The organism is Thermococcus celer Vu 13 = JCM 8558 (assembly GCF_002214365.1).
Taxonomy (GTDB): domain Archaea; phylum Methanobacteriota_B; class Thermococci; order Thermococcales; family Thermococcaceae; genus Thermococcus; species Thermococcus celer.
Genome location: NZ_CP014854.1, coordinates 1,515,981 through 1,541,399, shown reverse-complemented (window position 1 = coordinate 1,541,399; position 25,419 = coordinate 1,515,981). Strand labels below are relative to the sequence as shown.

Below are 25,419 nucleotides of genomic sequence, written 5' to 3'. Positions count from 1 at the left end.
TATGGGACGTCTCTACACCCTCTTTCGCTGGGAAATGAACGACGTCGTGAAGGCCGTCCTACTGCTCTTCGGGATACTCCTGGCGGGGCTGGCCATGAAGCAGTCCCTGATGGCCGTAACCTCGAACGTGAGCATGTTCTTTGGACTCCTGGATAACTCGGCACTCTACGGACCTTCTAAAGCAGTGCACGTTTCTAACTCCATAAAGCTAATGCTCTCCCTCGACGATGCATGGATGCTGGTGGGCTTCCTAATCCTGCTCCTTGGGGCCTTAACCTTCAGGTACGACAGGGACAACGGCGTCGCCCGCTCGATCTACTCCCTCCCCTACTCCAACACCGAGATCTTCGGGGTGAAACTGCTCTCACTCGTAATCTACGGGTTCACCATGGTCCTCCTGCCCTTCGCCTACGTTGCGCTGACCAGCTACGCGAGCATAGCGGGTTACCTACCCGATATAACCTCGGAGTTCATGGGCAACGCGCTGGTCCTGGTGGCGTTCCTGGTGCTTTACCTGATAGGAGTGGCCACGCTGGTCTCGCTCTCGTCCCCCAACGCATTTCTGGCTTTCATGATGGGCTTCGCGGTGATATACGCGCCCCGCGTTACGGACCTCCGTAACGTTCCACCGGACCTCTTCGTAAACGCAATAGGGAAAAGCGGGACCACGGGCTTTACCCCCTTCACGACCCAATACATGGGCTGGGGTCTGCTCGTCCCGCTACTTCTCCTCGCGGCTTCGTGGATCATCATAAGGAGGAGGGACGTGGTATGAGGTTCTGGGCGGCGTTGCTCTCGGCGATGCTACTCCTCACCATCGGCTCCATCTGGATCAACTCCAACTACGAGGACCACGCCGGCTCGGTGGGGCCTGTTTTCCTCCAGCCTGTGGAGAGGAACGGGAACGCCACGGGAATGATGCTGCTCGACGCCCACACCCCGACGAGCTCCCTCGTCGAGGCCTCGTGCACCGGAAACGGTCTCGTTGAGGTTCACGAAACCATAACCGGGGATAAAATCGACGGGCACACCGTTAGCGGCCATTTGAAGTACCAGTTCGTCCTGCCGAGGGAGGGGGATTACATCGTATTCAACAACGGAACGGGAAAGGTCACCTGCGCCTTCCGCTTCATCAAGAACTACCCCACCAAGGCGGTTCAGGATTCCCTCTACGCGAGCGGTTCAGCCTGCGCGCTCCTCCTTGCCCTGGTCGTATGGAGGTGGGGCAAGTGATAATCGAGGCGAAAAACCTGAAGAAGACCTTCGGGAACATCCACGCCCTCGACGGAGTATCGGTCGAGATCCCGGAGGGGATAACGCTCGTCCTCGGTCCCAACGGTGGCGGGAAGAGCACGTTTCTAAAGCTCGCCACGGGAGTGTACAGACCGAGCGCCGGGGAGATCAGGGTGTTCGGAGAGAACCCCTGGAACAACTGGAGGGTTAAGAAGCGCTTCGGGGTTGCTTACGACCCCCCTGCTTTCCCGCAGTTCACGACCGGAAGGGAGTGGCTCACCCTCTTCGCCGAGAGCAAGGGCTTTGGCGGGGAGGAGGTTGAAAGGGTGGCGGAGCTCTTCGACGTTCGTTCCTTCCTTGACGAGAGGATAACGGGTTACTCCTCGGGGATGCTGAAGAGGCTCTCGCTGACCCAGGCGTTCATCGGAAAGCCGGAGCTGATATTCCTCGACGAGCCCCTGGCCAACATAGACTTCGAGAGCATGGGGAGGGTCATAGAGGTGATCGACGGGATGGGGAAGACGAACTTCGTCATCATAAGCCACATCTGGGAGCCGCTGATGCCCATCGTGGACTGGGTGGTCGTCATCGGCAACGGAAAGGTCGTCCTGAGCGGGAAGGCAGAGGAGGTGCAGGAAGACGTCGAGAAGCTCTTCAAGCCCAGGGTAAGGAGAGGGGGCAGGAAAGCCCCCTCATCCCCCGGGCAGGAGGGTTGGCAGACTCCAGGCGGAGATAAACCACCTGAAGCGGGAACCTCCGCCACGGAATAGATTCGCACCACTTTTATATAAACTTTTCTCTTTATACCTCCGGTGGGACCATGAAGCTCATCCACGACCCCATACACGGCCACATCGAGCTGGACGACTTCGCCGTCAGGCTCGTCGACACGCCGGAGTTCCAGAGGCTCAGGCGGATCACCCAGCTCGGACTGGTGTTCCTGGCGTATCCCTCGGCCCGGCACACCCGCTTCGAGCACTCACTTGGAACGTTTCACCTGGCGAGGATGGTATCGAGCCATAACCCGGGGATCGAGGACGGGGTGAGCTACGCGGCGTTGCTCCACGACCTCGGCCACTACCCCTTCAGCCACACGCTCGAAGCGCTCTACCAGAGGCACGAGGAGAACACGAGGTGGGCCCTGCGACACGGCGAAATCGGCGACGTCGTAAGGGAGCGCTACTCCCTCGAGGAGTTCCTCGGGCTTCTGAAGCATCCGCTCGTGAGCGGGGACATAGACGCGGACAGGATGGACTACCTCGTCAGGGATGCGTACTACACGGGGGTCGCCTACGGGATAGCAGACCTCGACAGGCTCGTCAGGTACCTCCACTACGACGGGGAGAGGCTCGTGGTGGGGGAGAAGGGGATAATGGCGGCGCAGAACCTCCTGCTCGCGAGGAGCATGATGCACCAGACGGTCTACCAGCACCACGTTTCGAGGATAGCGGGCGCGATGCTGACCGAGGCCGTAAGGCTCGAGGGAATCCCCCTTGAGGAGATAAGAACGATGGACGAGGTTGACCTAATGGCGAGGCTCAGATCGAGCGGGAATCCCGATGTTAGGGAGCTCATCAAGGCCCTCGATGACAGGAGGCTCTACAAGCGCGTTCTCCACTCCGGCATTGACCCCGGTGAGGAAAGGATCGGGGAGCTGAAGCGTGAACTTGAGATGGAATTCGGGCACCTCGCCCTTGTGGATTACCCGTCGAAGCCCAGGTTCGAGGAGAAGAACGCCTTCGTCCTCTCCGCTGGGGAGCTTAAGAGGCTGAGTGACGTCTCGCCGCTGGTCCGTTCCCTCGTCGAACTGAAAGACACCTACTGGCGCTGGGGCGTCTACGCGAGGGAGGACGTGAGGGCAAGGGTTGAGAAATTCGTCGAGGAATTCCTCCATTCTTCAGGTGAGCCGTTCGCAAAACTCGTGGGTTAAGCGGCCCTCTGGGAAAGATTTATAACCGGGCTTTTTGAGTGAGGGGTGAACAAGCTCATCAAGCTAAAAGGTGGTGTGAATGGGAAGAAGGGAAGAGATGGTTGCCAAGATTAAGGAGCTCATGACCCAGCCCGAGAGGATCAGGAACATGGGTATCGCCGCTCACATTGACCACGGTAAGACGACGCTGAGCGATAACCTGCTCGCCGGCGCCGGGATGATAAGTGAGGAATTGGCCGGAAAACAGCTCGTCCTCGACTTCGACGAGCAGGAGCAGGCGAGGGGAATCACCATCAACGCGGCGAACGTTTCGATGGTTCACAACTACGAGGGCAACGACTACCTCATCAACCTCATCGACACTCCGGGTCACGTCGATTTCGGCGGTGACGTTACGAGGGCCATGAGGGCCATCGACGGTGCCATCATCGTCGTCGACGCCGTCGAGGGCGTCATGCCGCAGACCGAGACCGTCCTCAGACAGGCCCTCAGGGAGTACGTCAAGCCCGTCCTCTTCATCAACAAGGTCGACAGGCTCATCAAGGAGCTCAAGCTCGGCCCGAACGACATCCTCCAGAGGTTCGCCAAGATAATCACCGACGTCAACAGGCTCATCAAGAAGTACGCCCCGCCCGAGTTCAGGAGCCAGTGGATGGTCAAGGTCGAGGACGGAAGCGTCGCCTTCGGTAGCGCTTACTACAACTGGGCCCTCAGCGTTCCTTTCATGAAGAAGACGGGAGTTTCCTTCAAGGACATCGTCGAGCTCACCAACAGCGGTGATCTGAAGACCCTCAGGAAGAAGGCCCCGCTCCACGTCGTCGTCCTCGATATGGTCGTCAAGCACCTGCCGAACCCGCTTGAGGCTCAGAAGTACAGGATCCCGCACCTCTGGAGGGGCGAAGTCGAGAGCGACGTCGGGCAGGCCATGCTCAGATGCGACCCGAAGGGCAAGATGGTCATGGTCGTCACCAAGATCATCCTCGACAAGCACGCCGGTGAGGTCTCAACCGGCCGTGTCTGGAGCGGTACGGTTAAGACCGGTCAGGAGGTTTACCTCATCAACGCCAAGAGGAAGGCCAGGATCCAGCAGGTCGGTATCTACATGGGGCCGGAGAGGGTCAACATGGAGGCAGTCCCGGCCGGTAACATCGTCGCCGTGACCGGTCTGAGGGACGCAATGGCCGGTGAGACCGTCGCCCAGGAGCAGATCGAGCCCTTCGAGGCCCTCCACTACGCCAGCGAGCCCGTCGTTACCGTGGCCATCGAGGCCAAGAACGTCAAGGACCTTCCGAAGCTCATCGAGGCCCTGCGCCAGCTCGCCAAGGAGGACCCGACGCTCCACGTCAAGATAGACGAGGAGACCGGCCAGCACCTCCTCAGCGGTATGGGTGAGCTCCACCTCGAGGTCAAGCTCGTCAAGCTCAAGGAGGACTGGAAGCTCGACGTCGATGTCTCCCCGCCCATCGTCGTTTACCGCGAAAGCGTGAGCAAGATGAGCCCGATAGTCGAAGGAAAGTCCCCGAACAAGCACAACAGGTTCTACATCACCGTCGAGCCCCTTCCGGACGAGATATACGAGGCCATCCGCGAGGGGTTCATCCCGGAGGGCAGGCCCAAGAACCCGAAGGAGGTCGCCAAGAAGCTCGCGGAGCTCGGCATGGACTACGAAGTTGCAAAAGGTATCGTGGACATCTACAACGGAAACATGTTCCTCGACAACACCAAGGGTATCCAGTACCTCAACGAGGTCATGGACCTGCTCGTTGACGGATTCCACCAGGCCATGGACGAGGGGCCGCTGGCGAGAGAACCTGTAATGAAGGTCATGGTCCGCCTGCACGACGCCAAGATCCACGAGGACAACGTTCACCGCGGTCCGGCCCAGATATACCCCGCCATCAGGGGTGCCATCCAGTGCGCCATGATGAAGGCCAACCCGGTGCTCTACGAGCCCTACCAGAAGGTCATCATCAACGTGCCCTACGAGTACATGGGTGCGGTGAGCAGGGAGATAAACCAGAGGCGCGGCCAGCTCATAGACATGCGCCAGGAGGGCGAGGTCATGATAATCATCGCCGAGGCCCCGGTCGCCGAGATGTTCGGGTTCGCCGGCGCCATCCGCGGTGCCACGAGCGGAAGGGCCCTCTGGAGCACCGAGCACGCGGGCTTCAAGAGGGTTCCGGGAGAGCTCGCCCAGCAGGTTATAAGGGAGATACGCCAGAGGAAGGGTCTCAACCCGAACCCGCCGAAGGAGCAGGACGTCTGCCCGCAGCAGTGAGGGCGTCTTCCCAAATCCCCTCTCTTCTTTACGTTTCCTGCTTTTCTGAACTTGAAAATTGGCCAGGTGTTCTTGTCGTGCCATCGAAACTTACTCTAAAGTGTGATGCTCACGGGCAGTTTATCAATCGAGGGTAAACCGAAAACTTCTGTGGAATAACATCGGGGGGCCTCGGATTTATACAGATCCTCGCCCGCCACGTTGACGGCAAATCCGAGCTGAGGGAAGAGGGCCTGCCCGCCTGGGACCTGCGGGATTTTTGAGAATCTCCGTTGAGAGTTGGGGATTTTCCTCAAAACCGATTAGTTAACTTTTTAAACCCCGTCCTCAACCTATGGACGGAACTCATGAGGCCTCCCCGAGAAAAGGCGGGTTTCCCGTCCGAGGGGGCCGAGGTTCGAAAGATTTAAAAAGCCATCCCGGTCAACGAGATTAGGCCAAAATAGGAGGTGTATGGAAATGGCTAAGGAGAAGCCACACATTAATATCGTCTTTATAGGCCACGTCGACCACGGAAAGAGCACCACCATCGGAAGGCTGCTCTTCGACACCGCCAACATACCGGAGAACATCATCAAGAAGTTCGAGGAGATGGGTGAGAAGGGCAAGTCCTTCAAGTTCGCCTGGGTCATGGACAGACTCAAGGAGGAGAGGGAGAGGGGTATCACCATCGACGTCGCCCACACCAAGTTCGAGACCCCGCACAGGTACATCACCATCATCGACGCTCCGGGCCACAGGGACTTCGTTAAGAACATGATCACCGGTGCCAGCCAGGCCGACGCGGCGGTTCTCGTCGTCGCCGTCACCGACGGTGTCATGCCGCAGACCAAGGAGCACGCCTTCCTCGCCAGGACCCTCGGTATAAACAACATCCTCGTCGCCGTCAACAAGATGGACATGGTCAACTACGACGAGAAGAAGTTCAAGGCCGTCGCCGAGCAGGTCAAGAAGCTCCTCATGATGCTCGGCTACAAGAACTTCCCGATCATCCCGATAAGCGCCTGGGAGGGTGACAACGTCGTCAAGAAGAGCGACAAGATGCCATGGTACAACGGCCCGACCCTCATCGAGGCCCTCGACCAGATGCCCGAGCCGCCGAAGCCGACCGACAAGCCGCTTCGCATCCCGATCCAGGACGTCTACTCCATCAAGGGTGTCGGTACCGTCCCGGTCGGCCGCGTTGAGACCGGTGTCCTCCGCGTCGGTGACGTCGTCATCTTCGAGCCGGCCAGCACCATCTTCCACAAGCCGATCCAGGGTGAGGTCAAGAGCATCGAGATGCACCACGAGCCCATGCAGGAGGCCCTTCCGGGTGACAACATCGGTTTCAACGTCCGTGGCGTTGGTAAGAACGACATAAAGCGCGGTGACGTCGCCGGACACACCAACAACCCGCCGACCGTCGTCAGGCCGAAGGACACCTTCAAGGCCCAGATCATCGTCCTCAACCACCCGACCGCCATCACCGTCGGCTACACCCCGGTTCTCCACGCGCACACCCTCCAGGTTGCCGTCAGGTTCGAGCAGCTCCTCGCCAAGCTCGACCCGAGGACCGGCAACATCGTCGAGGAGAACCCGCAGTTCATCAAGACCGGTGACTCCGCCATCGTCGTCCTCAGGCCCACCAAGCCGATGGTCATCGAGCCGGTCAAGGAGATACCGCAGATGGGCAGGTTCGCCATCCGCGACATGGGCCAGACCGTCGCCGCCGGTATGGTTATCTCCATCCAGAAGGCCGAGTGAGGCCTTCTCTGACCTTTCCTTTACTTCCCTGACTCTTAGGAGGGACTGAAATGCAGAAGGCAAGGATTAAGCTTGCGAGCACGGACATTAAGGCCCTCAACGAGGTCACCGACCAGATCAGGCAGATAGCGGAGAGAACCGGCGTCAGGATGAGCGGGCCCATACCGCTCCCCACCAAGAGGATAAGGATAACCACCAGGAAGAGCCCCGACGGCGAGGGAACGGCAACCTTCGACAAGTTCGAACTCCGCGTCCACAAGAGGCTCGTCGACATCGAGGCCGACGAAAGGGCCATGCGCCAGATCATGCGCATTCGCGTTCCCGAAGACGTCACCATCGAGATCGAGCTCATCTCGTGACTCTCACATTTTTGCGCCGGGGTAGCCTAGCCTGGGAAGGCGCGGGCCTGGAGAGTCCGTGGGCGTTAGCCCGCCAGGGTTCAAATCCCTGCCCCGGCGCCATACAACCTTTCTGATGTGTAAAGGTCTTTTCTGTGATCCTAAGTGGTTAAGCCTGCCCTTACTGTCTTCGCCTTGGATTAGAAACCTTCGAAGGGTTATGTTAACGTGTTAACAAAGAGGGCAGAACAGCAGAGGGGGGTTAAAGGGTTAACGATGCTCGTTTCATCCCCCGCTCAGGACGGGCATAACCTTTATCTCGTCGCCGTCCTCGACCTCGGCGTCGCCCCTCGCGGGTCCCCCGTTTACCAGGATTATCTTCTCGGTGAACTCGTCGTAACGCGGGATAACCTCGCGGAGGAGCTCGTCCACGGTCTTTTTGCCCTCGATCTTGACATGGAGCTCCCTCGCCCTCGCAAGGTGGGCAAACGTGCCCATCAGCTTTATCCTGACCATACCCACCACCGATTAAAAGTTCGCTTCCTCGCTAAAAAAGTTGCCGGAAAAAGCCAAGAAGGAAGAGGGGAAAGAATCACTCGAGCTTCGTGACCTTCTCCAGCTCGGGGATGACGTCCTCGAGGCCGAGCTTCTTAAGCGTCTCCCTCTTCGGAATTCCGCGCTCGTCCCATCCCCTGAGCCTGTAGTACTCGCTGAGCAATCCTTCGTACTTGTCCATGTCGAGGTGCTGGCCCTTGTACGGTCCGCTCTTGAGTCCCTCGATGAACCACCTCTTCGGCGGGTAGTCCATGTGCCTGCCCCACTTCTCGCCGAACTCCCTGACCCAGTAGGCCCTTATGAGGGCGTAGACCCTGTCAGCGGCGGTGTAGAGGTCGTCCCAGCTGTACCTCACGCCGGTTATGGCCTCGATGAGCTTCGGGTAGTAGTCGAGGCTAAGGCCAACTTCAACCCACGGGAGCCTGCACGCGCTGAGCATCTCGAAGAGGCCGCCCCTGAGGCGCTGGAGCTCTATGACCTTCGCCGCCTTCTCCGGGCCGTAGGTTATCTTGTACTCGACCTTCTTGGCCTGCTCCCCCTCTATCGGGGCGGTTCCTATCTCCCAGGCGATAACCCAAGCCTCCTTGTGGTGGGCGCCTATCGAGCTGGTGGCGAAGGCGAGGGCCATTGCAGGGTAGATGAAGCAGTTGTAACCGCTTACCTCAAGGCCCTTCACGTGCATGGCGAAACTGTCGTCTCCAAGCTTCTGGGACATCCTCATGACGCCCTCGGCACCGAAGTTGCCGAGCTCTCCCCTGCGGTAGGCGATGTCCAGGGCGAGCTCTCTGGCTTTCTTGAAGTCACCGAATTCCGGAGCGTCCTCCTTTATGAGGCCCTTCTCCTTGGCCTCCATGATGAACGCCAGTGAGCCACCGAGGGATATCGTGTCCATACCCATCTCGTCCGCTATCCTGTTGAGGACGGAGACCTCGTTGAGCTTCCCTATGCCGAGGTTGGCCCCAAGGAGTGCCACGTTCTCGTAGTCGAGCTCGCTCTCCCTCCCCTCTGCATCGAGGACTACGTTTCCGCAGGGCATGTTACAGTAGGGGCATCCGCGCTGCTTGACCTTCATCCCCTCCATGGTGTAACCGTCTATCGAGCGGGCGAACTCGAAGCTTCCGTCGCTGAAGTTCATGGTGGGAAGTGCCGAGTTCTCGTTGGTCCACTCGACGGCGGCCATCGTTCCCTGTCTTTTCCAGAAGGGATAGCTGGGCCTGTTGAGTATCTCGTTGTAGGCTTCGGTTGAGAGCTTCTTGAGGTTCTCCTTGTCGGCAACGGGTATCTCCTTGGTGCCCCTTATGACGACGGCCTTGAGCTTCTTGCTTCCCATCACGGCACCCATACCGGGCCTTCCCGCTGCTCTTCCCTCCTGGGAGATGACGACGGCGTAGCGGACGAGGTGCTCACCGGCCGGGCCTATGCTGAGAACACCCACGTTTTTGCCGTGTATCTTCTTGAGCTCCCTCTCCGTCTCGAAGGTATCCTTGCCCCAGAGCCCCTCGGCGCTTAAGATTGAAACTTCGTCGTCCTCTATGTAAAGGTAAACGGGCTTCTTGGCCTTGCCCTCGACGACTATCGCGTCGTAGCCGGCCTTCCTCAGGTGAACGGTGGCCATGGTGCCGAGGTTACCGTCACCGTAACCGCCCGTGAGCGGACTCTTGGCGGCGATGACCATCTTCCCGCCGCTCGGGGTCGGGAGACCGTTGAAGGGGCCAGAAGCGAAGACGAGCTTGTTGTCCGGTCCGAGCGGATCGACGCCCTTCGCCTCGTTCCAGAGGATCCAGGCGGCCAGACCCCTGCCGCCGATGAACTTCCTGGCTACCTCGGGCGGGTACTCCTGCACCCGGACTTTGTTGTTGGTCAGGTCGACCCTGAGAATCCTTCCCCACCAGCCTTTCATGCCCATACCAGAATCACCTCGAAAGATTTTCGGCCAGAAGGATATAAGGTCTTCGCAAGGAGAAGTGTTTCATCATGACCGGGTGATTAAGCTTATCTGTTAAACTTGATCGGACTTGAGGGAGAAGTAGCCCTCACTATCTTTTGAACACCCGGATGTCATCGACGACGTGCCAGACGCCGGGGGCGTAGCGCTTTATCACGAGCTCGTTGAGCTTTTCAACCCGGTATCCGTGCTCCTCCGCGGTTCTCCTGAATGTCTCGAAGGGCTCCTCAGGCATGAGCCTCTCGGGGACGGTGTTGTGGTAATGGATTATCGCCCCGTCCTTCGCTATGCTGAGGGCCTTGGGTATGAACTCGTGGGTTCTCACGACGTACCCCATCAGAACCCTGTCGGCTACATCCTCCCCCGGGAAGTCCCGGTTGTCGATGTTGTAGGCCGTCATCCTGTCCTGGACGCGGTTCAGCTCGATGTTCTCAACGAGGAAGCGGAAGGTGTAGGGGCTCTTCTCTATTGCTATCACCCTTGCCTTTCCGTGGACGGCCATCGGGAGGCTGAGGTGACCCACCCCGGCGAACATGTCAACGACCAGCTCCCCGGGCCTGGCCACCCCCGCCATCCTGACCCTCTCCTTGACGTTTGCCGGAGAGAACATCACCCTTGCGACGTCGAGCTTGTACCTTACCCCGTTCTCGACGTGCACAGTCACCGTGTCCTTTCCGTACAGCACCTCGTAGTTGGTCTCCCGGAACTCACCACCTATCTTGCCCTTTTTCAGAACGGTTTTAACGCCGAGGACCCGAGCGTAAACCTCCGCGATGCGATGCCTGTAGGGCTCCAGCTCAGGCCTCAGCGGCAGGATCAGCACGTCGCCTATCCTGACCCAGTGCTTGGGGATCATGCGAACCAGCTCGGGGGGGAGCTCGCGGGAGAGTAACTCCCTTATGCGGGGCTTTATCAGCTGTGTCCTCGTCATCGGCCCTACTCTGGTTGGGTACCTTAAAAAGCCTTCTCCGTCTTTTCGTCAAAAAACGATGAGAAAGCCTTAAAAACATGGAAGGCGAATTTAAACCGAGAAATCGTCCGGAGGTCGATGATGAGTATGGACGATGAGTCCTCGAGTAGTTGGTTTTCCCGCCTGTTTAAACCACGTGAAAAGCCCGCCCTTCTCGAGCAGAAACTGAGCCGCGAGGCGTACGAGGGCTACTGGCGACTTTTGATGAAGGCCCGCCCCGAGGTGAACGGCTCGAAGCTGATCCTCAGGCTTCCCAACGGAACCGTGGAACTTGAGGATGGCGTCCTCAGGGTCAGGGCGGACAACAGAAAGACCGCGGAGAAGATACTCCGCAACCTGCACCACTACGGGGGGCCGCCGAGCCTCTGGCCGGCCTACGGCCTGAGCTACTCTCTCAGAAGGAGAAAGGGCACCGCGTTCTGATTTTGCTCCCCTTCCTGAATTTTCCCAAAGCTTTAAATGTTGGGTTAGCCTTAACTCTCAGGCGGATGACGACCCTTGCCCAGTCTGATGGGTGATGACGTCGGTATTAGCTGACGCAGGGGCGGTGAGGTTCGCGGGCCGATGACCCGCCCCGTCCCCGGAGGGATCGAGGATGACCGGAAATAAGGGTGAGAACGACGGACTCATAGAGTTCTACGCCAGCGAGGCTTTAACATGTCCGAGGAGAATATACTTCCGCCTGAAGGGTTATCCCCCGAAGTGGCCCGAGTTCGTTAAGGTGAGGCTGAACCAGGGGGTGAACACCCACAACGTCCTCGGTGAGATCCTGAGGAAGAGGTTCGGGTTCGAGCTCGAGAAGCACATGGTCCTCCGCTCCAGGAGACTCGGCTTTGAGATACACGGCAGGGTCGATGCCATAAGGAACTTCCCCATCGAGATAAAGGGCAAGACGAGCCTCCCGAAGAGCCCCTACGACTACCACATGGCCCAGCTCAACGTATACCTCCGTTGGGCCGAGGCCGAGTACGGCTACCTCTACTACATCAAGCTCCACGACGAGCCCATGAGGGTGATAGAGAAGATAGACTTCTCGCGCTTTCCCATCTTGGAGGGGCCTAACTTCCGGGCCTTTGAGATCCCCTACGATGATAAGCTCTTTCGGGAGACGCTGAAGCAGTTCTACTCCGTCAAGCGCGCTTACGAGAAGGGAAGACCCCCGAAGGGGTGGAACGACTACGCCTGTCGGTTCTGTCCCTACCGTTATCTGTGCTATCCGGACGGGGAGTGAGTTGCTTTTCAGTCCCTCCTGGCCTTCCACTTCAGTCCGTTCTCCACGAGGGCCTCAATCCGTCCCTCGTTGTAGAGTTCCGCTATAAACGCCCTCATTGGAACGAGGTTCAGCGCGAGCCTCCTTGGTGTGGGTTCCACCCCGTAGTGCACCGTAATCCGGAAGGTTAGCTCGTCGATGCCCATCGGTCTTTTGAGGAGTTCGGGTATGAGTTCCCCCACCTCCTCAACCCGCTTGATGTTGAAGTCAAGCAGTTCGATGGCCTCTTCACCCCTCACGGCCCTCCCGTGGGAGGGGATGAGCAGGAGACCCTTTTCAGCATAATTCTGTAATTCTTTAATTGAGTCTTTGAACAATTCAGGGTCAACGAGGTAGGGCAACCCAACGCTCTCCACAACCCGCTCCCCGAAGAAGGAATCGCCCGCGTAAATCAGGCCGTTTTCCCCGTCCAGAAAGCCCGTCATTCCCGGCGAGTGGCCGTTCAGGCTGACGGCCTTAAGGCCGAAGAGCTCGTCTCCCCACTCGAAGACGGCGTGGGCCCTGACCTCCCCCGGAAACTGGAACGCCAAAAACCCCTCGGGAGCCTTTGAACCGAAGGTGAGGATCTCCCTGTTGAGCGGACTCTCCGCTATGGAGAACTCAAAGCGGTGGATGAAGAGCGGTGCATCTAAGCGGGATGCCACCGCCACGTGGTCGGCGTGTCCGTGGGTCGCGAGCTGGGCCGCTATCTTAACACCGAGCTTCTTCGTCTCACGTTTCAGATCCTTGTGTCTTCCCTTTCCGTGGCCTGGATCAACGATGACCGCGTTCCCTTCAAAAACCTTCACGAGGGTTGAGGGGCTTCCGGGGTAGAGGTAAGCCGAGTCACCCAACTTCCGCAGTGCCATAACATCACCGGAACAGTTAGGAGGAAGAGGATAAAAGGGCATCGACGTAAACACAAGGAAAAAGAAGGGAGGAATCAGACGTGCCTCGGATAGAGGGTCTTTTTGCCCTCGTCCTTGGCCCTCTTGACGGCCTTCTCGATGAGGGCCTTGACCTCGGCCTCGAGGGCCTCGTAGAACTCCGGGTTAACCCTCATCTCGGGGTCTATGGCCTTAACGGCCTCCTTAACCTTGGACTTAACTATCATCTCGACCATTTCCACACACCTCCTTATCTGCACCGCCTCCGGCGGTTGCGGTTTATCCTACACCTCAGAGGTTTATAACCCTTCCTACGCTCCTCCCTTAGTGTGGACCCTGCAAAAGGTTAAATCTGATGAAGGGTAAAGACCAACGGTGGTGGTATGGGGAGGGGACGGCTCGTCCTAATAGACGGTGAACACTATCCGGACGTCACGGCGTGGGCGGTGAAAAAGCTGGGTGACGTCTGCTGTGCAGTTTTCCTCGGTGGGAGCGAGAAGATAGGGAACGTCCGTGAGGTGGAGGAAAAGCTCGGTGTTAAGGTGTACCACGGGCGCGATTACATTTCCTCCCTCAGGAAAGCACTCGGAGAGAACAAAGTGACCGAGGTGGTTGATCTGAGCGATGAGCCGGTGCTCAACTACGAGGACCGCTTCGCCATCGCCTCCCTCTGCATGCTACACGGTGTCCCCTACAGGGGGGCCGACTTCCTCTTCACGCCAAAACCACTCAAAACCCTGAGGAAACCCAGCCTCGCCGTCATGGGGACGGGGAAGCGCGTTGGAAAGACCGCGGTGAGCGGCTTCATAGCGAGGACGCTTAAGGGCATCGCCAACCCCGTGATAGTTACGATGGGACGCGGCGGTCCGGAAAGGCCCGAGGTCATCGAGGGGGATAAGTTAGAGATAACGCCCGAATTCCTTCTGAGGCTCGCCGACCAGGGGAGACACGCCGCATCGGACCACTTCGAGGACGCGCTAACGGCGAGGGTCACCACCGTGGGCTGTCGCCGGTGTGGGGGAGGTATGGCCGGCTTTTCTTTCTTCGACGCCATGGACGAGGGGGTGAGAATAGCCGAAAGCCTCCCCAACGACCTCGTCATCCTTGAGGGGAGCGGGGCCACGTTTCCAGCTTACCGCGCCGACGGCTACATCCTGGTAATCGGTGCAAACCAGAGGCTGGACTTCATAAAGGGCTACTTCGGCCCCTTCAGGATAAGCCTCGCCGATACGGTCGTGGTCACGATGGCGGATACGGTTGAGGGGGGCCGACTAAAGACGTTGAAGGAGACTGTGGAGTCGATAAACCCCGACGCTGACGTTCACCTGACCGCCTTCCGTCCGAGACCCCTCGGAGACGTCTCGGGAAAGAGGATCGGCCTCGTCATGACCTCCCACGATGCCCTTCCCAGAGCGAGGGGGTGGCTTGAGAAGCTGGGGGCCGAGGTGCTCCACTCGTCCGGCAACCTCTCGAGGAGGGACCCGCTTTTGGAGGATCTGCGTTCCTTCAGGGGGATAGACGCCGTCGCGGTCGAGCTCAAGGCGGCGGCGGTTGACGTCGTCACGAGGTGGGCCCTCAAAAACGGGATCGAAGTGGTATACCTCGACAACGAACCCGTTAACGTGGACGGAAAGGACCTGAAGAGGGCGGTACTGGAGCTGGGACGTTCCATTCTGGAGGGACGGAAATGATAATCGTCACGGACCCTGAGAGAAAGACCCGTCTGCCCTTTTCGAGGGGCATCCTGACGCGTTCCATAACCCTCGCCGGCGTTGACGTGGGGGTGGCTTACACCATAGCGAGCGAGGTTCAGAGGGAGCTCAGCGAAAGGGGGCACAAGCTTGTAACGACGGACGACATAAGGGAGTTGACGTACGGAAAACTCCGCGAGCACGGTCTCGGGGAAGCGGCGAAACGCTACCTCTTCTGGCGCAGGTTCCGGAGGCTCAAGATCCCAATAACGATACTGCTCGGAGGGACTACGGGCGTGGGTAAATCGACGATAGCCACGGAGCTGGCCTTCCGCCTCGGCACGAGGAGCGTCATCGGCACGGACACGATAAGGGAGGTCATGAGGAAGATAATCGCGCCGGAGCTGCTGCCGGATCTCCACACGTCGTCGTTTCTGGCGTGGAAGACTATCTCCCACAGCCGGCCCGAGGAGTCGCTCCTCGTACAGGGGTTCAGGAAGCAGGTGGAACACGTCTCGGTCGGGGTCTCCGCTGTCCTCGAAAGGGTCTACAAGGAGGGCTTTAACTCCATACTCGAGGGCATACACCTGGTTCCGGGTTACATCGAGCTCAAGGAGAACACCTTCATGTACGTGATAACCGTGGGGAACAAAAAGGACCTCGAGGCCCGCTTCTACGAGAGGGCACGCTACAGCAAGAGGTCGGCGGACTACTACCTGAAGCACCTCGACGCCATAATGGAGATACAGGAGTTCATCGTTAGCAGGGCGAAGGAGCACAACGTTCCCGTAATAAACAACGTCGAGCTCGAAAAGACCGTCAACAGGATAATGGAAGATATAATGGGGCGCCTCATGGAGAAGGTCGGGGAGGGGATGGGGACTTAAAGGGGCTTTTTATCTTCCATATCCCCACGAGCCGACCCGAGCCCCAAGTGGCCTGGACCTCGAAGGCCACCATCATGTCCGGGTAGATGTCTATGAGGTTGAAGCTGTTCCCGTAGGGGTTCCTGTGGAGTTCCCAGCTTATCGAACCTGCGTTTACTATCGGTGTTTTCTCGACCTTTATCCCGAAGGCGTTACCGCCGTGCCCAGTGAGTACGAGGTTCGCCTCTCCGATTGTGATAACACGAAGAACGTCCCCAGCGTCCTCGAGGAAACCGACCTCCCTGCTCCTTGGTATGGGAACTATGTTGTGGTGCATCACGACGACGGTGAAGCTATCGCGGTACTCCTCGAGGAGCTCACCGAGCTTTTTCTGGCCCATCCTCCCCACCACTCCTATGGGCGTCTCGTACTGGGCGCTGAGAACGGGGATGAAGGTAACGCCGTTGATCTCCTTTATCCCTGGCTGACCGAAGTACTCCGAGAACAGGTCGTAGCCGAGGTAGGTTATGTCGTTGTGACCCGGCACCACCAGCTTCTCCGCCTTTATCCTCTCGTAGAACTCGTAGGCCCTCTCGTAGTAGCGCTCTATTCCCATGTCGACGACGTCGCCGCAGTGGACCACCACATCCGGCTTCAGCCTCTCGTTTATCGTCCTGATGGCGTTCTCCAGCACCTTCCTCCTGAAGTAGGCCCTCTCCGAGACGTTGCTCTCGCTCACCTGGACTATCCTGAGGAGCCTTTTACCCTTCGGGATGAAGAGCTTTGGCCTTACGGGGCGGTGCTCCTTGGCCCTCTCCTCCCCCGTAACGCGCCTTATCCTCACCTCGACCCGTCCATCGTCGTGGAGGGTCACGATGTTGTAGCTGTTGACGTCTCCCTTGCGCGTCTTCCTGCAGGAGGTGCAGCCGGCGTTGTCCACCACCAGGTCCTCCACCCTGTAGACGTTGGGCACGTGCTTGTGTCCGCAGGTGTAGAGGTTCACGTCGTACCTGAGGAGCAGGTCGAGAACGTCGCCGGCGTTGAAGAGAACGTTCCTCTCCCGCCCGGTGTCGGGGAGCGGCACGAGGTGGTGGTGGGCGGCGACTATCTTGAACCTCCTGTCGGAGTACTCCTTCAACCTCTCCCTCAGCCATTTGAACTTCTGACTGCCGACCCTGCCGTCGCTTAAATCGGGTATGGTTGAGTCAACCCATATCACGACCCCGTCATCGAACTCAAAGACGCCGTTCAGGGGCCCGATGAACTCCTCAAAAAGTGCATAGCCGACGTTCCTGACGTCGTGGTTGCCGGGGATGACGACAAGAGGCTTCTGGATCTTTTTGAGCTCGTAGGTGGCCCTCTCGTATTCCTCGCGGAGCCCCTGGTTGGTCACGTCGCCGGTATGGATGACGAAGTCGAAGTCCCCGTTGTTTATCTCGTTGGCTATGAGGTCGTAGGCGTATCCCTTGTAGGCGCTTTCACTCGTTATGTGGGTGTCGCTTATATGCGCTATCCGTATCATGGCCATCACTCCGCCGCTATGGCCGTTTCAAGCCTTCTCCTGCTCGCGGTGAGTAGGTCCCTCAGGCTGAATATGCCGACTATCCTGCTGCCCTCGCTCACGAGCATGTGTTTGATGCCCTTCTTGGCCATCAGGTCGAGAACATCGCCGAGGGGGGTGTTGGCGTCAACGGTTATCAGGTCCCTCGTCATTATCTCCCTGACGGGGGTTGTGTTAGGCCGCCCGGGGATCACGACACGCCGTATTACGTCGCTCTTCGTGAAGAAACCGACCACGTCACCCCCTTCAACGACGACGAGGGAGCCTATGTCGAACTGAACCATCAGCTCGCAGGCCCGCTTTATGGTGTCGTCCGGTTCCACCCCTATGAGTTTTCTCGTCATGTAAACCTTAATCGGGGCGCTCGTGTCCATCCAATCACCCAACCATAGGATATGGTCGATGTTGTATATAAACCTTCACAGGTGCACCCTTTTGACCTCGAACGAACCCGTTCCGATGCGCACGTAGAAGGCCGTATCGTTCGGCGCCACCTCATACCCCGTGGGGTAATAGAGCTCGGCCGTCGATGAGGCCACCGCGAAGAGTTTCTCATTCTTCAGAACGAGGAGTTTACCGTAGTCGTAGTTCAGCGGGTTTCCGGTGTAATCCTCCGTCATGCTCGCCGTGATGAAGGCCCTGACATCCCCGTCCGGAAGGTGAAAGAGCGTCACCGTGTTGAAGAGCGACCTCGCCGTTTCCTTCATGGCCCTGTAATGGGGGAGCAGGGTTTCAAGTCCCGGATCCTGAAGCCTCCTGCACAGGTAGACCCCGAAGGTGTAGGTGTCCGAGACATTCTCAAGCTCCTCCCCGTTGAGCTCCGCCAGTTCCATCACGCGGGACTTGTCGAGGTCGCCGTTGTGGAGGAGCCAGAAGGTGAAGCCGTGCCTCGAGGAGAAGGCGAAGGGCTGGACGTTGAAGAGACTTTTAACCCCCTGGGACGCGGCCCTCGCGTGCACCATCAGGGTCACGAAGCCGTCGAGTTCTCCCCTGAGAAGCTCAAGGGCACGGTCGTCCTCGAAGATCGGCTTCATCGAGCGGTAGTGTCTGACGCCCCCGCTCCTGATGAGGGTGTAACCCCAGCCGTCGCGGTGTTGTCTCCCCCTCCCGCGTTTCTCCTTGTAGGGGTCGTTCTCCGAGGATTTAACTATCGCATCGAAGAGCGGGGCGATTTCCTCGCCCTCGCCCGTGGCAAAGAGTATCCGGCACATCTTCCTCACCTCGAGAACCTTCCCCGACGTTCCCAAAAGCTTTTAGGTTTCGGTGTTAAGGGACTCACATGTTACTGGGCGACATCAAGCGAAGGGCACTTGAGCTGATGGATTCGATGGACGAGGAATTCGGGTTGATCGACTTCTCCTTCGCGCTTCCCTACACCTACGTCCTGATCGAGGGCGAACGTGGCAGATCCCTTGGCGTCGCCATGACCCTCCCCGAGGAGGTCGGGAGGTACAGGACGTCCATCCGGGAGCCGTCCCTTGAGGGCTTCATCGAGCGGGCGGACAGCCTCAACGTCATCGAGAGAACCCTCGGGGTGGCCGCGATAAACGCCCTCTCCCAGTACGTGATGGACGTATCGGACGCGCCCGATACGGACGTCGTTGAACTGATCGGGAGCGATATCGAAAGGGTCGCGGTCATCGGGAACATGCCGCCGGTCGTCTCCGCCCTCCGCGGGATGGACCTCGAGGTTCTGGTCTTCGAGCGGAACCCGAAGCTCTGGGATAGGGAGACCCTCAGCGACGCCCTCGAGTACCCCCTCCTCCCAGGGGTGGACGCCGTCGTGGCCAGCGGCTCAGCTATAATCAACGGAACCCTCGATATGATAGTGGACAGGGCAAAGAAGGCGAGGCTCCTCGTCCTCACGGGGCCGACCGCCCAGCTCATGCCGGACTTCCTGAGGGGCACGGGGGTTACCCACCTCGCGTCGATGAGCGTCGTGGACGTTGACTCGGCCCTCGTGAGGCTCAAGCTCGGCTCGTTCAAGGGTTTCGAGGCCGGAAGCAAAAAGTACGTGCTGGAGGTTTAGCCATGGAAGAACTCCGGGAAGCGATAATCAACGTCCTTAGGAAGGTAAGGGCCCACAGGGACCTCTACGTCAGGAACGAGGAGGCCGTGAAACAGCACCTGATCGGCGAGGTGTTCCAGGCGCTCGGCTGGGACTGGAACAACCCCGAGGAGGTTCGGCCCGAGGCGAGAACCGAGGACGGACGGGCCGACTACGCGCTCATGCTCGACGGTAAAGTATTCGCCTACGTCGAGGCGAAGAACCTGGGCGTCAACGTCCTGAAGAGGGACGATCCCCTGCGCCAGCTGGCGCGGTACTGCTTCAACTCTGGGGTTCGCTACGGCATCCTCACCAACGGAACCGCCTGGATAGCCGTTAAAGCCTTCGAGGAGGGCTCCGGCCTGAGGGACAGGGTTCTGATAACGGTCAACATTGAAGAGGAGCCCATCGAACGGAGCGTTCTCAGGCTCTCCCTGCTCTCGAAGTCAAGGATACGGGACGTTGAAAGGCTCTCCTCCCTTCTCAGGGCGCTGGAGCTGAGCTTCGAGGGGCTGAAGGGGGAGGGCTATCCCGAGAGGGTTCTCATCGATTACCTGACCTCCGGTGGGAGCTCCACGACGGTTCCCGTGGGGAAGCTACGCGGCGATGAGACCCCGAGGGCGGCCTACGTGTACGATAACGGCTGGAAGCTCCTTCCACTCCCTGAGAAGAGCATCAAAGGGGTTCTACTCGCTGTTCTCCTTTACATGGAGAAAACGTCCTCGGGCCGTCGGCGGGAGGAGATAAGAAAGGCCTACGAGCACCTGAGGGTCGTCCCATTACCTCCAGAGAAGGCCCTCGAGGTGCTCCGGAAGCTCGGGGAAGAGGAAGGGTTGAGGATAGCCGTGGAGCTTTAGACGACCTTCCAGAGCTCGTCGCTCTCGGGCCTCTCGAGGGGTCTCTCCTCTCCGTTCTCAACGATTACCCTGACTCCTGGCTCTTTCACGAACTCCCCTATGACCGATGCGTTTATGCCCTTTTTCTCCAGTGCTTTAACCACCTCGCCGGCTTTCTCCTGCGGGGTGGCCATCAGGAGCGCCCCCGAGCTTATCAGCGCGAGGGGGTTCAGGTTGTAGAACTCGCATATCTTTATCGTCTCCTCCCTGATGGGGATCCTCTCCCCGTAAACGCGGAAGCCCAATCCCGCGGCATCGGCCATCTCGTGGAGCCCGTTGGCGACTCCTCCCTCGGTAGGGTCGTGCATGGCGTGGACGCCTATCTCGTTGGCGGTAAGCGCGTCCTCCACCACGCTTATCATCCCGATGAAGGAGGCGGCCCTCTCCACAAAGGCCCATCCGAAGGCCTTCTCCAGCTCTTCCCCCCGCTCGCTCGCTATTATCGACGTCCCCTCGAGGCCGGCCCACTTCGTCAGGATGATGGAATCGCCGGCTTTAGCCCCGTTGGAGGTCACGAGCTTCCCCTTCTCCACTTCACCGAGCATGGTTCCGACGACTATCGGCTTTTTCAGACCGGGCGTTACCTCCGTGTGGCCGCCGACTATCGCGACCCCGAGTCTTTCGGCGCTCCCGTGGATCTCGCGCATTATCTCCTCGAGGAGACCCTCGTCGGCGCCCTCTGGGAGGAGTAAACTCACCAGAAACCACTTCGGCCTGGCCCCAAAAGTTGCGACGTCGTTGGCGTTGACGTGAACCGCGTAGAAGCCTATCCCCTCCCCGGCCCCGGTTATCGGGTCAGTCGATGCCACGAGGACGGAGGAACCGAAGTCTATCGCGGCGGCGTCTACGCCGGGACCTGAGCTTATTATAACCCTCTCTCCTCTGGCCCCGAGGTGGTTGAAGACGAATTTCTTAAGCTTTTCAGGCGGGATTTTACCGGGGGGCAGCATTTTAGACCCCTCCAGGCTTTTTTTCTGACCCCTTTGACCGGGGAGCACGAGCGGAAAGTTCAGGTTTGAGGCTTTCAGCGATTCCCTCATCTACGACCTTCCACCGTTTAGTACGCTCCTACATCAGTCGAGGGGGAAAATAAAAAGCTTTCGAGCGCGGGCTTTGGAATGGCCTGACTGCTCCTCCAACCCAAGGGGGCCGAAAGAAAATGCCGGAGGAATCCGGGGCGTGAAGAACCTGGAAAAGTGGAGAATAGGAAAAAGGAAATTATGGCTTCCCATGGCCCCTGTGGGCCGGGAACACCATCTTCTCCCTGAACTTGCCCTTGCCGCGGGCGTAGAGCTCGAAGATCTTCTCCCTTATCTGCTGTATTATTGAGTCTATGGCATCGTAGTCCCCGTTCGCCACCGCGGTCTTAAGCTGGTCCACCAGCGCTTTCAGCTCTGTAACGTTGATGCCGGCCTTTTCCATAGCCTGAATCTGCCTCTCCACCCTCCAGAGGAAGACCCTGGCCATCACGGTCTGATTTGCCCTGACCCGGGTGCTCCACTGCTCCGAGGCTATCCTTATGACGAACTCCGCGTGGGCCTTCGCCGCTATCGCCTGCCCGTACGCCATTCCGTATTTGCCATCGTTGTACGCTTCCTTGGCCCTCGCGAGCTCCCTATCCGCCAGCTTGAGCATTTTCTCGGCCAGCTTTTCCATCTGAGGCACCAGCGTTACGTTCTGAAGCATCTCCTTGGCGGTTTCTATCCTCTCCTCACTCGCGTTGATGGCCTTGAGTGCCGTCTCCGCGGTCACGTTGACCTCGATCTCCGTGCAGTTGCAGTCCTTCGAACCCAGTCCCTTCTTGATGTGCATTATTGTTTTGTTCATGACCGGTGTTGCAACGAGTGTTATTTTCTTGGCCTTGATGTTGAGGTTCAGCATGACCCTGCTGACGTTGCTGGTGCGGTTTACGAAGAGTAGCACGCCCCTGCTCTTAACGGCAAGCTTGAGGGATTGCTCCAGCGCCAGGGTGTCGTTCCCCGGAACGATTATCGCGCTTCCGTTGAAGGTGAGCCCGAGCTTGGCCCTCGCGTTCCCCACGACCTTCACGTTCGTCTCGTACCTGTTCTTGCCGCCCCAGCGTTCAACGGTTATCTTGAGCTCGCTGAGGTCATCGACGTACTGCTCAACGACGGCATCGGGGCCGCCGATTATTATCACCATGTCAGGAGCGTAGCTCATGACCTCGGCGGTGACGTTCGGGTCGTAGACGCCCCACTTTGTGGTGACCACCACGGCCCCCGTAACGTTGGCCAGGTACCGGGCCAGTGCACCGTCGGCCTCGTTGTCGCTCACCAGGATCACGGTTACCGAGGCGCCCTGGGTGCTGGTACTGTCCGCGGCCACCCTCCCGAAGGATGGGACGGTCGCCACGAGCATCAGACCAAAGAGCAGGGCAACCATTTTCTTCCACATCATACCGCTTCACCTCGATGTTCCCTATGAAAAAAGCCCTATTTAAGCTTTTTTCACGAAATCGTCTTCTTAGATTCATTTTTGTTCAATCAGGTCTTTTTTCCGGCCTTTTTTCAATCTCCACCGTTAAGCAACGTTGTTCATCGTTTATATACGTTTAAGGGCTGATTTAAGAAGCGGACGCGGTAAACTGAGCTATTTAAGATGAGATAGCGTTTAGCAAAGGCTTAATCTCGGATATCTCTGGATCATCCCTCGAGAATTGAAACGATTGGGCGAGAGGGAATAAAGGACAATAGGAAGGCCGGCACTCAGGCCTGGACGTAGTAGTACTCGCCCCTCTCCTTCTGCTCCCTGTCCTTAACGGAGCCGGCCTTGTTGGCCCTCGGCCTTCCGGTATCGGGGTCGCGCCTGAAGGTTATTCCGACCGACGCCAGGAAGCGGTTCATGCCCTCGCGCATGCCCATCGGCGGCAGGGCCCTTCCGCTCCTCCCGGGCTCGCCCTCGAAGACTATCAGCCTGTCGCTCAGGTAATCCACCATCATGACGTCGTGCTCGACTATCAAGGCGGTCTTCTCGTTCTTCGCCATCAGCGACCTTATAGCCTTCGAGACGGCCAGCCTCTGCTCGACGTCGAGGTGGGCCGATGGTTCGTCGAGGAGGTAGAGGTCGGCGTCGCGGAGCAGACAGGCGGTTATCGCGACCCTCTGGAGCTCTCCACCGCTAAGATCGTTCACCCGCCTGTCGTAGAGCTCCGGGATTCCGAGCGGGTTCAGGAGCTCCGTCTTGTAGAAGTTGCTGAGGAGCTTCGATGAGTCTATCCTGCTCAACAACTCGAAGACCGTCCCCTCGTAGTCCACCTTGATGTACTGCGGCTTGTAGCTCACCGTTAGCGTCCAGTCGACCTCTCCCTCCGTTGGCTTCTCAACTCCTGCGAGCATCTTCACGAAGGTCGTCTTACCGATTCCGTTGGGGCCGACTATCCCAACCACCTCGCCGACGTAGAGCTCTCCCCCCTCCGCCTCGAGCCTGAAGGAGCCGTAGTCCTTGACGAGCCTCGGGTACTGGACGAGCACCGTCCCCTCCCCGCTCTTCCTCTCGCTCCTCTTGGTGAAGCTCACCTCGTAGGGCCGGAAGCGGACGTTCTCGTCGCGGAGGTAGCCGCGCAGGAACTCGTTTATGCCGTTGCGCGTGCTCTTTGGTTGGGAGAAGATACCGTAGGCGCCGGGCTTGCCGTAGACGACGTGGATCACGTCGCTCATGTAGTCGAGGATCGCCAGGTCGTGCTCGACCGTCAGGACGGCCTTCCCGGAGTCGGCAAGCTTCCGGATTATCCTCGCTATCCTGAGGCGCTGTCTTATGTCGAGGTAGCTTGACGGTTCATCGAAGAAGTAGAAGTGCGCGTCCCTGAGCATCGCGGCCGCTATTGCGACCCTCTGGAGCTCGCCGCCGGACAGCTGTTTTATGTCCCTGTCGAGGACGTTTCCGAGCTCGAGCTCCTCAACGACCTCCTCGAAGCGATCGTTCTCGTCCGCCTTCTTCAACAGCTCCCGCACCTTACCCCTGACGGCCTTTGGGATGAGGTCGACGTACTGGGGCTTGACGACCGGCCGTATCTCGCCCCCCTTTAACCTCTCGAAGTAGTTCTGAAGCTCGTTGCCGCGGAAGGCCCTTATCACGTTCTCCCAGGAGTCGTTGTCCCCGCAGAGGTTGGGCAGTATCTGGCCGGAGAGTATCCTGACCGCGGTGGTCTTACCGGTTCCGTTGGGCCCGAGGATTCCAACGACCATCCCGTCCTTGACGACCGGAAGGCGGTAGAGAACGAAGGAGTTAACCCCGTAGCGGTGGACACAGCCCTCCTCGAGCTCCTCCGGGAGGTTGACTATCGTTATCGCGTTGAAGGGGCACTTGTGAACGCAGATTCCACAGCCGGTGCAGCTCGCCTCCTGGATGACCGGCCGGTAGTTCTCCTCGTCTATGATTATGGCCTCGCCCCCCATCCTGTTGACGGGGCAGACGCGCTCGCACAGGAAGTTACCGCACTTGTCGGGATTGCACCTGTCGTAATCGATGACCGCTATCCTCATCCTCACCACCGGGCTATGCTGAGGGAGAGGGTTTTAAAGGGTTGCGGGTTGTCCTTTCCCTCAAACGCCCTACTTAAGACGTTGGTCGCTCTGAACCGAATCGATGTTATTCGGACTCGAGATCGCCTGTGAGGGGTTGTATGCGGACTTTACCCTTCGTTTTCTCCTTCAGGAGGGCCATAAAAGCCTCCGCTTCTTCTTTCCGCACCTCCACGGTGAAGGTCACGAGCTCGCCGTACTCCTCCCCCACTATTTTCGCCCCGGAGTTCTGAGCCGTCTCCCTGACGGGATGGAAGAGGTTGTAGGGAAAGGTAACCTTGAAGCGCTCCGTCTCGTAAACCTCAACGATTCCCGCGTCCTCGATGGCCCCGCTGGCGGCGTCGCCGTAGGCCTTGACCAGGCCGCCGTAGCCGAGCTTTACACCGCCGAAGTAGCGCGTGACCACGACGACAACGTTGGTTAGCCCCTTGTTCTGAATGACCCTGAGCACGGGCTTTCCGGCGGAACCCTTCGGCTCGCCGTCGTCATCGTAGTGAACCGCGAAGTTCCTGCCGTCGTTGATGAGGTAGGCCGAGACGTTGTGCGTTGCGTCGGCGTGGTGGGTTTTGATCTTTGCGATGAACACTTTCGCCTCTTCCTCCGTTCCCGCCGGCGAGGCGTAGCCTATGAAGACCGATTTCTTGATAACGAGCCGGTAGCTCCCCACTCCCCTCAGCGTTCTCACT

General features: G+C 58.7%; 25 protein-coding genes and 1 tRNA gene. 14 read left to right on the top strand and 12 right to left on the bottom strand.

Annotated features, from left to right (window positions below; genetic code table 11):
* The first annotated feature begins 1 nt into the window (after position 1).
* The 8 genes from A3L02_RS08415 to A3L02_RS08380 all read left to right on the top strand — a co-directional run bounded on the left by A3L02_RS08415 (position 2) and on the right by A3L02_RS08380 (position 7,648).
* Complete coding sequence (locus A3L02_RS08415) at positions 2–775, top strand: hypothetical protein (protein WP_088863485.1); 774 nt, start codon at positions 2–4, stop codon at positions 773–775.
* Complete coding sequence (locus A3L02_RS08410; RefSeq protein ID WP_088863484.1) at positions 772–1,233, top strand: hypothetical protein; 462 nt, start codon at positions 772–774, stop codon at positions 1,231–1,233. The genes A3L02_RS08415 and A3L02_RS08410 overlap by 4 nt, the downstream gene beginning before the upstream one ends.
* Positions 1,233–2,003, top strand: a complete 771-nt coding sequence (locus A3L02_RS08405) for an ABC transporter ATP-binding protein (protein ID WP_088863871.1) — start codon at positions 1,233–1,235, stop codon at positions 2,001–2,003. Before A3L02_RS08410 ends, A3L02_RS08405 begins: the two co-directional genes overlap by 1 nt.
* A 50-nt stretch (positions 2,004–2,053) precedes the next feature.
* Positions 2,054–3,163 carry an HD domain-containing protein gene (locus A3L02_RS08400; RefSeq protein WP_088863483.1) on the top strand — a complete coding sequence of 370 codons (1,110 nt, stop codon included), beginning with the start codon at positions 2,054–2,056 and terminating at the stop codon, positions 3,161–3,163.
* Between the two features lie 79 nt (positions 3,164–3,242).
* The gene (locus A3L02_RS08395; protein ID WP_088863482.1) at positions 3,243–5,441 is read left to right on the top strand and encodes an elongation factor EF-2; all 2,199 of its coding nucleotides are present in this window, start codon (positions 3,243–3,245) and stop codon (positions 5,439–5,441) included.
* 459 nt (positions 5,442–5,900) lie between these two features.
* A complete protein-coding gene (tuf, locus tag A3L02_RS08390; protein WP_088863870.1) occupies positions 5,901–7,187 on the top strand; it encodes a translation elongation factor EF-1 subunit alpha in 1,287 nt (428 codons plus the stop codon).
* 50 nt (positions 7,188–7,237) lie between these two features.
* Entirely contained in the window at positions 7,238–7,546 is a 309-nt protein-coding gene (gene rpsJ, locus A3L02_RS08385) for a 30S ribosomal protein S10 (protein ID WP_088863481.1), read from the top strand.
* A 15-nt stretch (positions 7,547–7,561) separates the two neighbouring features.
* Positions 7,562–7,648, top strand: a tRNA-Ser gene (locus A3L02_RS08380).
* Positions 7,649–7,810: 162 nt separating this feature from the next.
* Here the strand turns inward: A3L02_RS08380 and A3L02_RS08375 are convergent.
* The 3 genes from A3L02_RS08375 to taw2 form a co-directional block, all read right to left on the bottom strand.
* On the bottom strand, positions 7,811–8,041 hold the full coding sequence (locus tag A3L02_RS08375; protein ID WP_088863480.1) for a MoaD/ThiS family protein: 231 nt from the start codon (positions 8,039–8,041) through the stop codon (positions 7,811–7,813).
* A gap of 76 nt (positions 8,042–8,117) precedes the next feature.
* Positions 8,118–9,980, bottom strand: a complete 1,863-nt coding sequence (gene for / locus A3L02_RS08370; RefSeq protein ID WP_088863869.1) for a tungsten-containing formaldehyde ferredoxin oxidoreductase — start codon at positions 9,978–9,980, stop codon at positions 8,118–8,120.
* Positions 9,981–10,116: 136 nt separating this feature from the next.
* Positions 10,117–10,956, bottom strand: coding sequence for a tRNA(Phe) (4-demethylwyosine(37)-C(7)) aminocarboxypropyltransferase Taw2 (taw2, locus tag A3L02_RS08365; RefSeq protein WP_088863479.1), 840 nt, complete (start codon positions 10,954–10,956; stop codon positions 10,117–10,119).
* 126 nt (positions 10,957–11,082) lie between these two features.
* Here taw2 and A3L02_RS08360 point away from each other — a divergent pair, with 126 nt between their 5' ends.
* Together A3L02_RS08360 and cas4 are read left to right on the top strand one after the other, a co-directional pair.
* The gene (locus A3L02_RS08360; RefSeq protein WP_088863478.1) at positions 11,083–11,418 is read left to right on the top strand and encodes a hypothetical protein; all 336 of its coding nucleotides are present in this window, start codon (positions 11,083–11,085) and stop codon (positions 11,416–11,418) included.
* A 172-nt stretch (positions 11,419–11,590) separates the two neighbouring features.
* Positions 11,591–12,226 (top strand): CRISPR-associated protein Cas4, encoded by a 636-nt coding sequence (gene cas4 / locus A3L02_RS08355; RefSeq protein ID WP_088863477.1) that lies wholly within the window; start codon positions 11,591–11,593, stop codon positions 12,224–12,226.
* A gap of 8 nt (positions 12,227–12,234) precedes the next feature.
* Here cas4 and A3L02_RS08350 read toward each other — a convergent pair whose 3' ends face one another.
* A complete protein-coding gene (locus A3L02_RS08350; protein WP_088863476.1) occupies positions 12,235–13,113 on the bottom strand; it encodes an MBL fold metallo-hydrolase in 879 nt (292 codons plus the stop codon).
* A gap of 74 nt (positions 13,114–13,187) precedes the next feature.
* Complete coding sequence (locus A3L02_RS08345; protein WP_088863475.1) at positions 13,188–13,367, bottom strand: hypothetical protein; 180 nt, start codon at positions 13,365–13,367, stop codon at positions 13,188–13,190.
* Positions 13,368–13,514: 147 nt separating this feature from the next.
* Between A3L02_RS08345 and A3L02_RS08340 the strand changes: the two genes are divergently transcribed.
* Together A3L02_RS08340 and A3L02_RS08335 are read left to right on the top strand one after the other, a co-directional pair.
* Positions 13,515–14,822, top strand: a complete 1,308-nt coding sequence (locus A3L02_RS08340) for a 2,3-diphosphoglycerate synthetase (RefSeq protein WP_088863474.1) — start codon at positions 13,515–13,517, stop codon at positions 14,820–14,822.
* Positions 14,819–15,709 (top strand): 2-phosphoglycerate kinase, encoded by an 891-nt coding sequence (locus A3L02_RS08335; protein WP_088863473.1) that lies wholly within the window; start codon positions 14,819–14,821, stop codon positions 15,707–15,709. The genes A3L02_RS08340 and A3L02_RS08335 overlap by 4 nt, the downstream gene beginning before the upstream one ends.
* Here the strand turns inward: A3L02_RS08335 and A3L02_RS08330 are convergent.
* Genes A3L02_RS08330 through A3L02_RS08320 form a run of 3 tightly spaced genes read right to left on the bottom strand, consistent with a single transcriptional unit; the run spans position 15,675 to position 18,460 of the window.
* Positions 15,675–17,210: a metallophosphoesterase family protein gene (locus A3L02_RS08330; RefSeq protein WP_204247233.1), complete on the bottom strand. Its 1,536-nt coding sequence runs from the start codon at positions 17,208–17,210 to the stop codon at positions 15,675–15,677. The genes A3L02_RS08335 and A3L02_RS08330 overlap by 35 nt on opposite strands.
* Before the next feature lie 5 nt (positions 17,211–17,215).
* The gene (locus A3L02_RS08325; RefSeq protein ID WP_088863472.1) at positions 17,216–17,623 is read right to left on the bottom strand and encodes a CBS domain-containing protein; all 408 of its coding nucleotides are present in this window, start codon (positions 17,621–17,623) and stop codon (positions 17,216–17,218) included.
* A 45-nt stretch (positions 17,624–17,668) separates the two neighbouring features.
* A complete protein-coding gene (locus A3L02_RS08320) occupies positions 17,669–18,460 on the bottom strand; it encodes a class II glutamine amidotransferase (protein ID WP_088863471.1) in 792 nt (263 codons plus the stop codon).
* A gap of 68 nt (positions 18,461–18,528) precedes the next feature.
* Between A3L02_RS08320 and A3L02_RS08315 the strand changes: the two genes are divergently transcribed.
* The gene (locus tag A3L02_RS08315) at positions 18,529–19,278 is read left to right on the top strand and encodes a Rossmann-like domain-containing protein (protein WP_088863470.1); all 750 of its coding nucleotides are present in this window, start codon (positions 18,529–18,531) and stop codon (positions 19,276–19,278) included.
* A 2-nt stretch (positions 19,279–19,280) separates the two neighbouring features.
* The gene (locus tag A3L02_RS08310; RefSeq protein ID WP_088863469.1) at positions 19,281–20,153 is read left to right on the top strand and encodes a type I restriction endonuclease; all 873 of its coding nucleotides are present in this window, start codon (positions 19,281–19,283) and stop codon (positions 20,151–20,153) included.
* Here A3L02_RS08310 and A3L02_RS08305 read toward each other — a convergent pair.
* The 4 genes from A3L02_RS08305 to A3L02_RS08290 all read right to left on the bottom strand — a co-directional run bounded on the left by A3L02_RS08305 (position 20,150) and on the right by A3L02_RS08290 (position 25,418).
* The gene (locus tag A3L02_RS08305) at positions 20,150–21,142 is read right to left on the bottom strand and encodes an AIR synthase family protein (protein WP_088863867.1); all 993 of its coding nucleotides are present in this window, start codon (positions 21,140–21,142) and stop codon (positions 20,150–20,152) included. The two genes, A3L02_RS08310 and A3L02_RS08305, sit on opposite strands and share 4 nt — an antisense overlap.
* A gap of 268 nt (positions 21,143–21,410) precedes the next feature.
* Positions 21,411–22,610: a cell wall-binding repeat-containing protein gene (locus A3L02_RS08300; protein WP_088863468.1), complete on the bottom strand. Its 1,200-nt coding sequence runs from the start codon at positions 22,608–22,610 to the stop codon at positions 21,411–21,413.
* 308 nt (positions 22,611–22,918) lie between these two features.
* Positions 22,919–24,694 (bottom strand): ribosome biogenesis/translation initiation ATPase RLI, encoded by a 1,776-nt coding sequence (locus tag A3L02_RS08295; protein ID WP_088863467.1) that lies wholly within the window; start codon positions 24,692–24,694, stop codon positions 22,919–22,921.
* A 106-nt stretch (positions 24,695–24,800) separates the two neighbouring features.
* Positions 24,801–25,418 carry a YigZ family protein gene (locus A3L02_RS08290; RefSeq protein WP_088863466.1) on the bottom strand — a complete coding sequence of 206 codons (618 nt, stop codon included), beginning with the start codon at positions 25,416–25,418 and terminating at the stop codon, positions 24,801–24,803.
* Position 25,419: the final 1 nt, after the last annotated feature.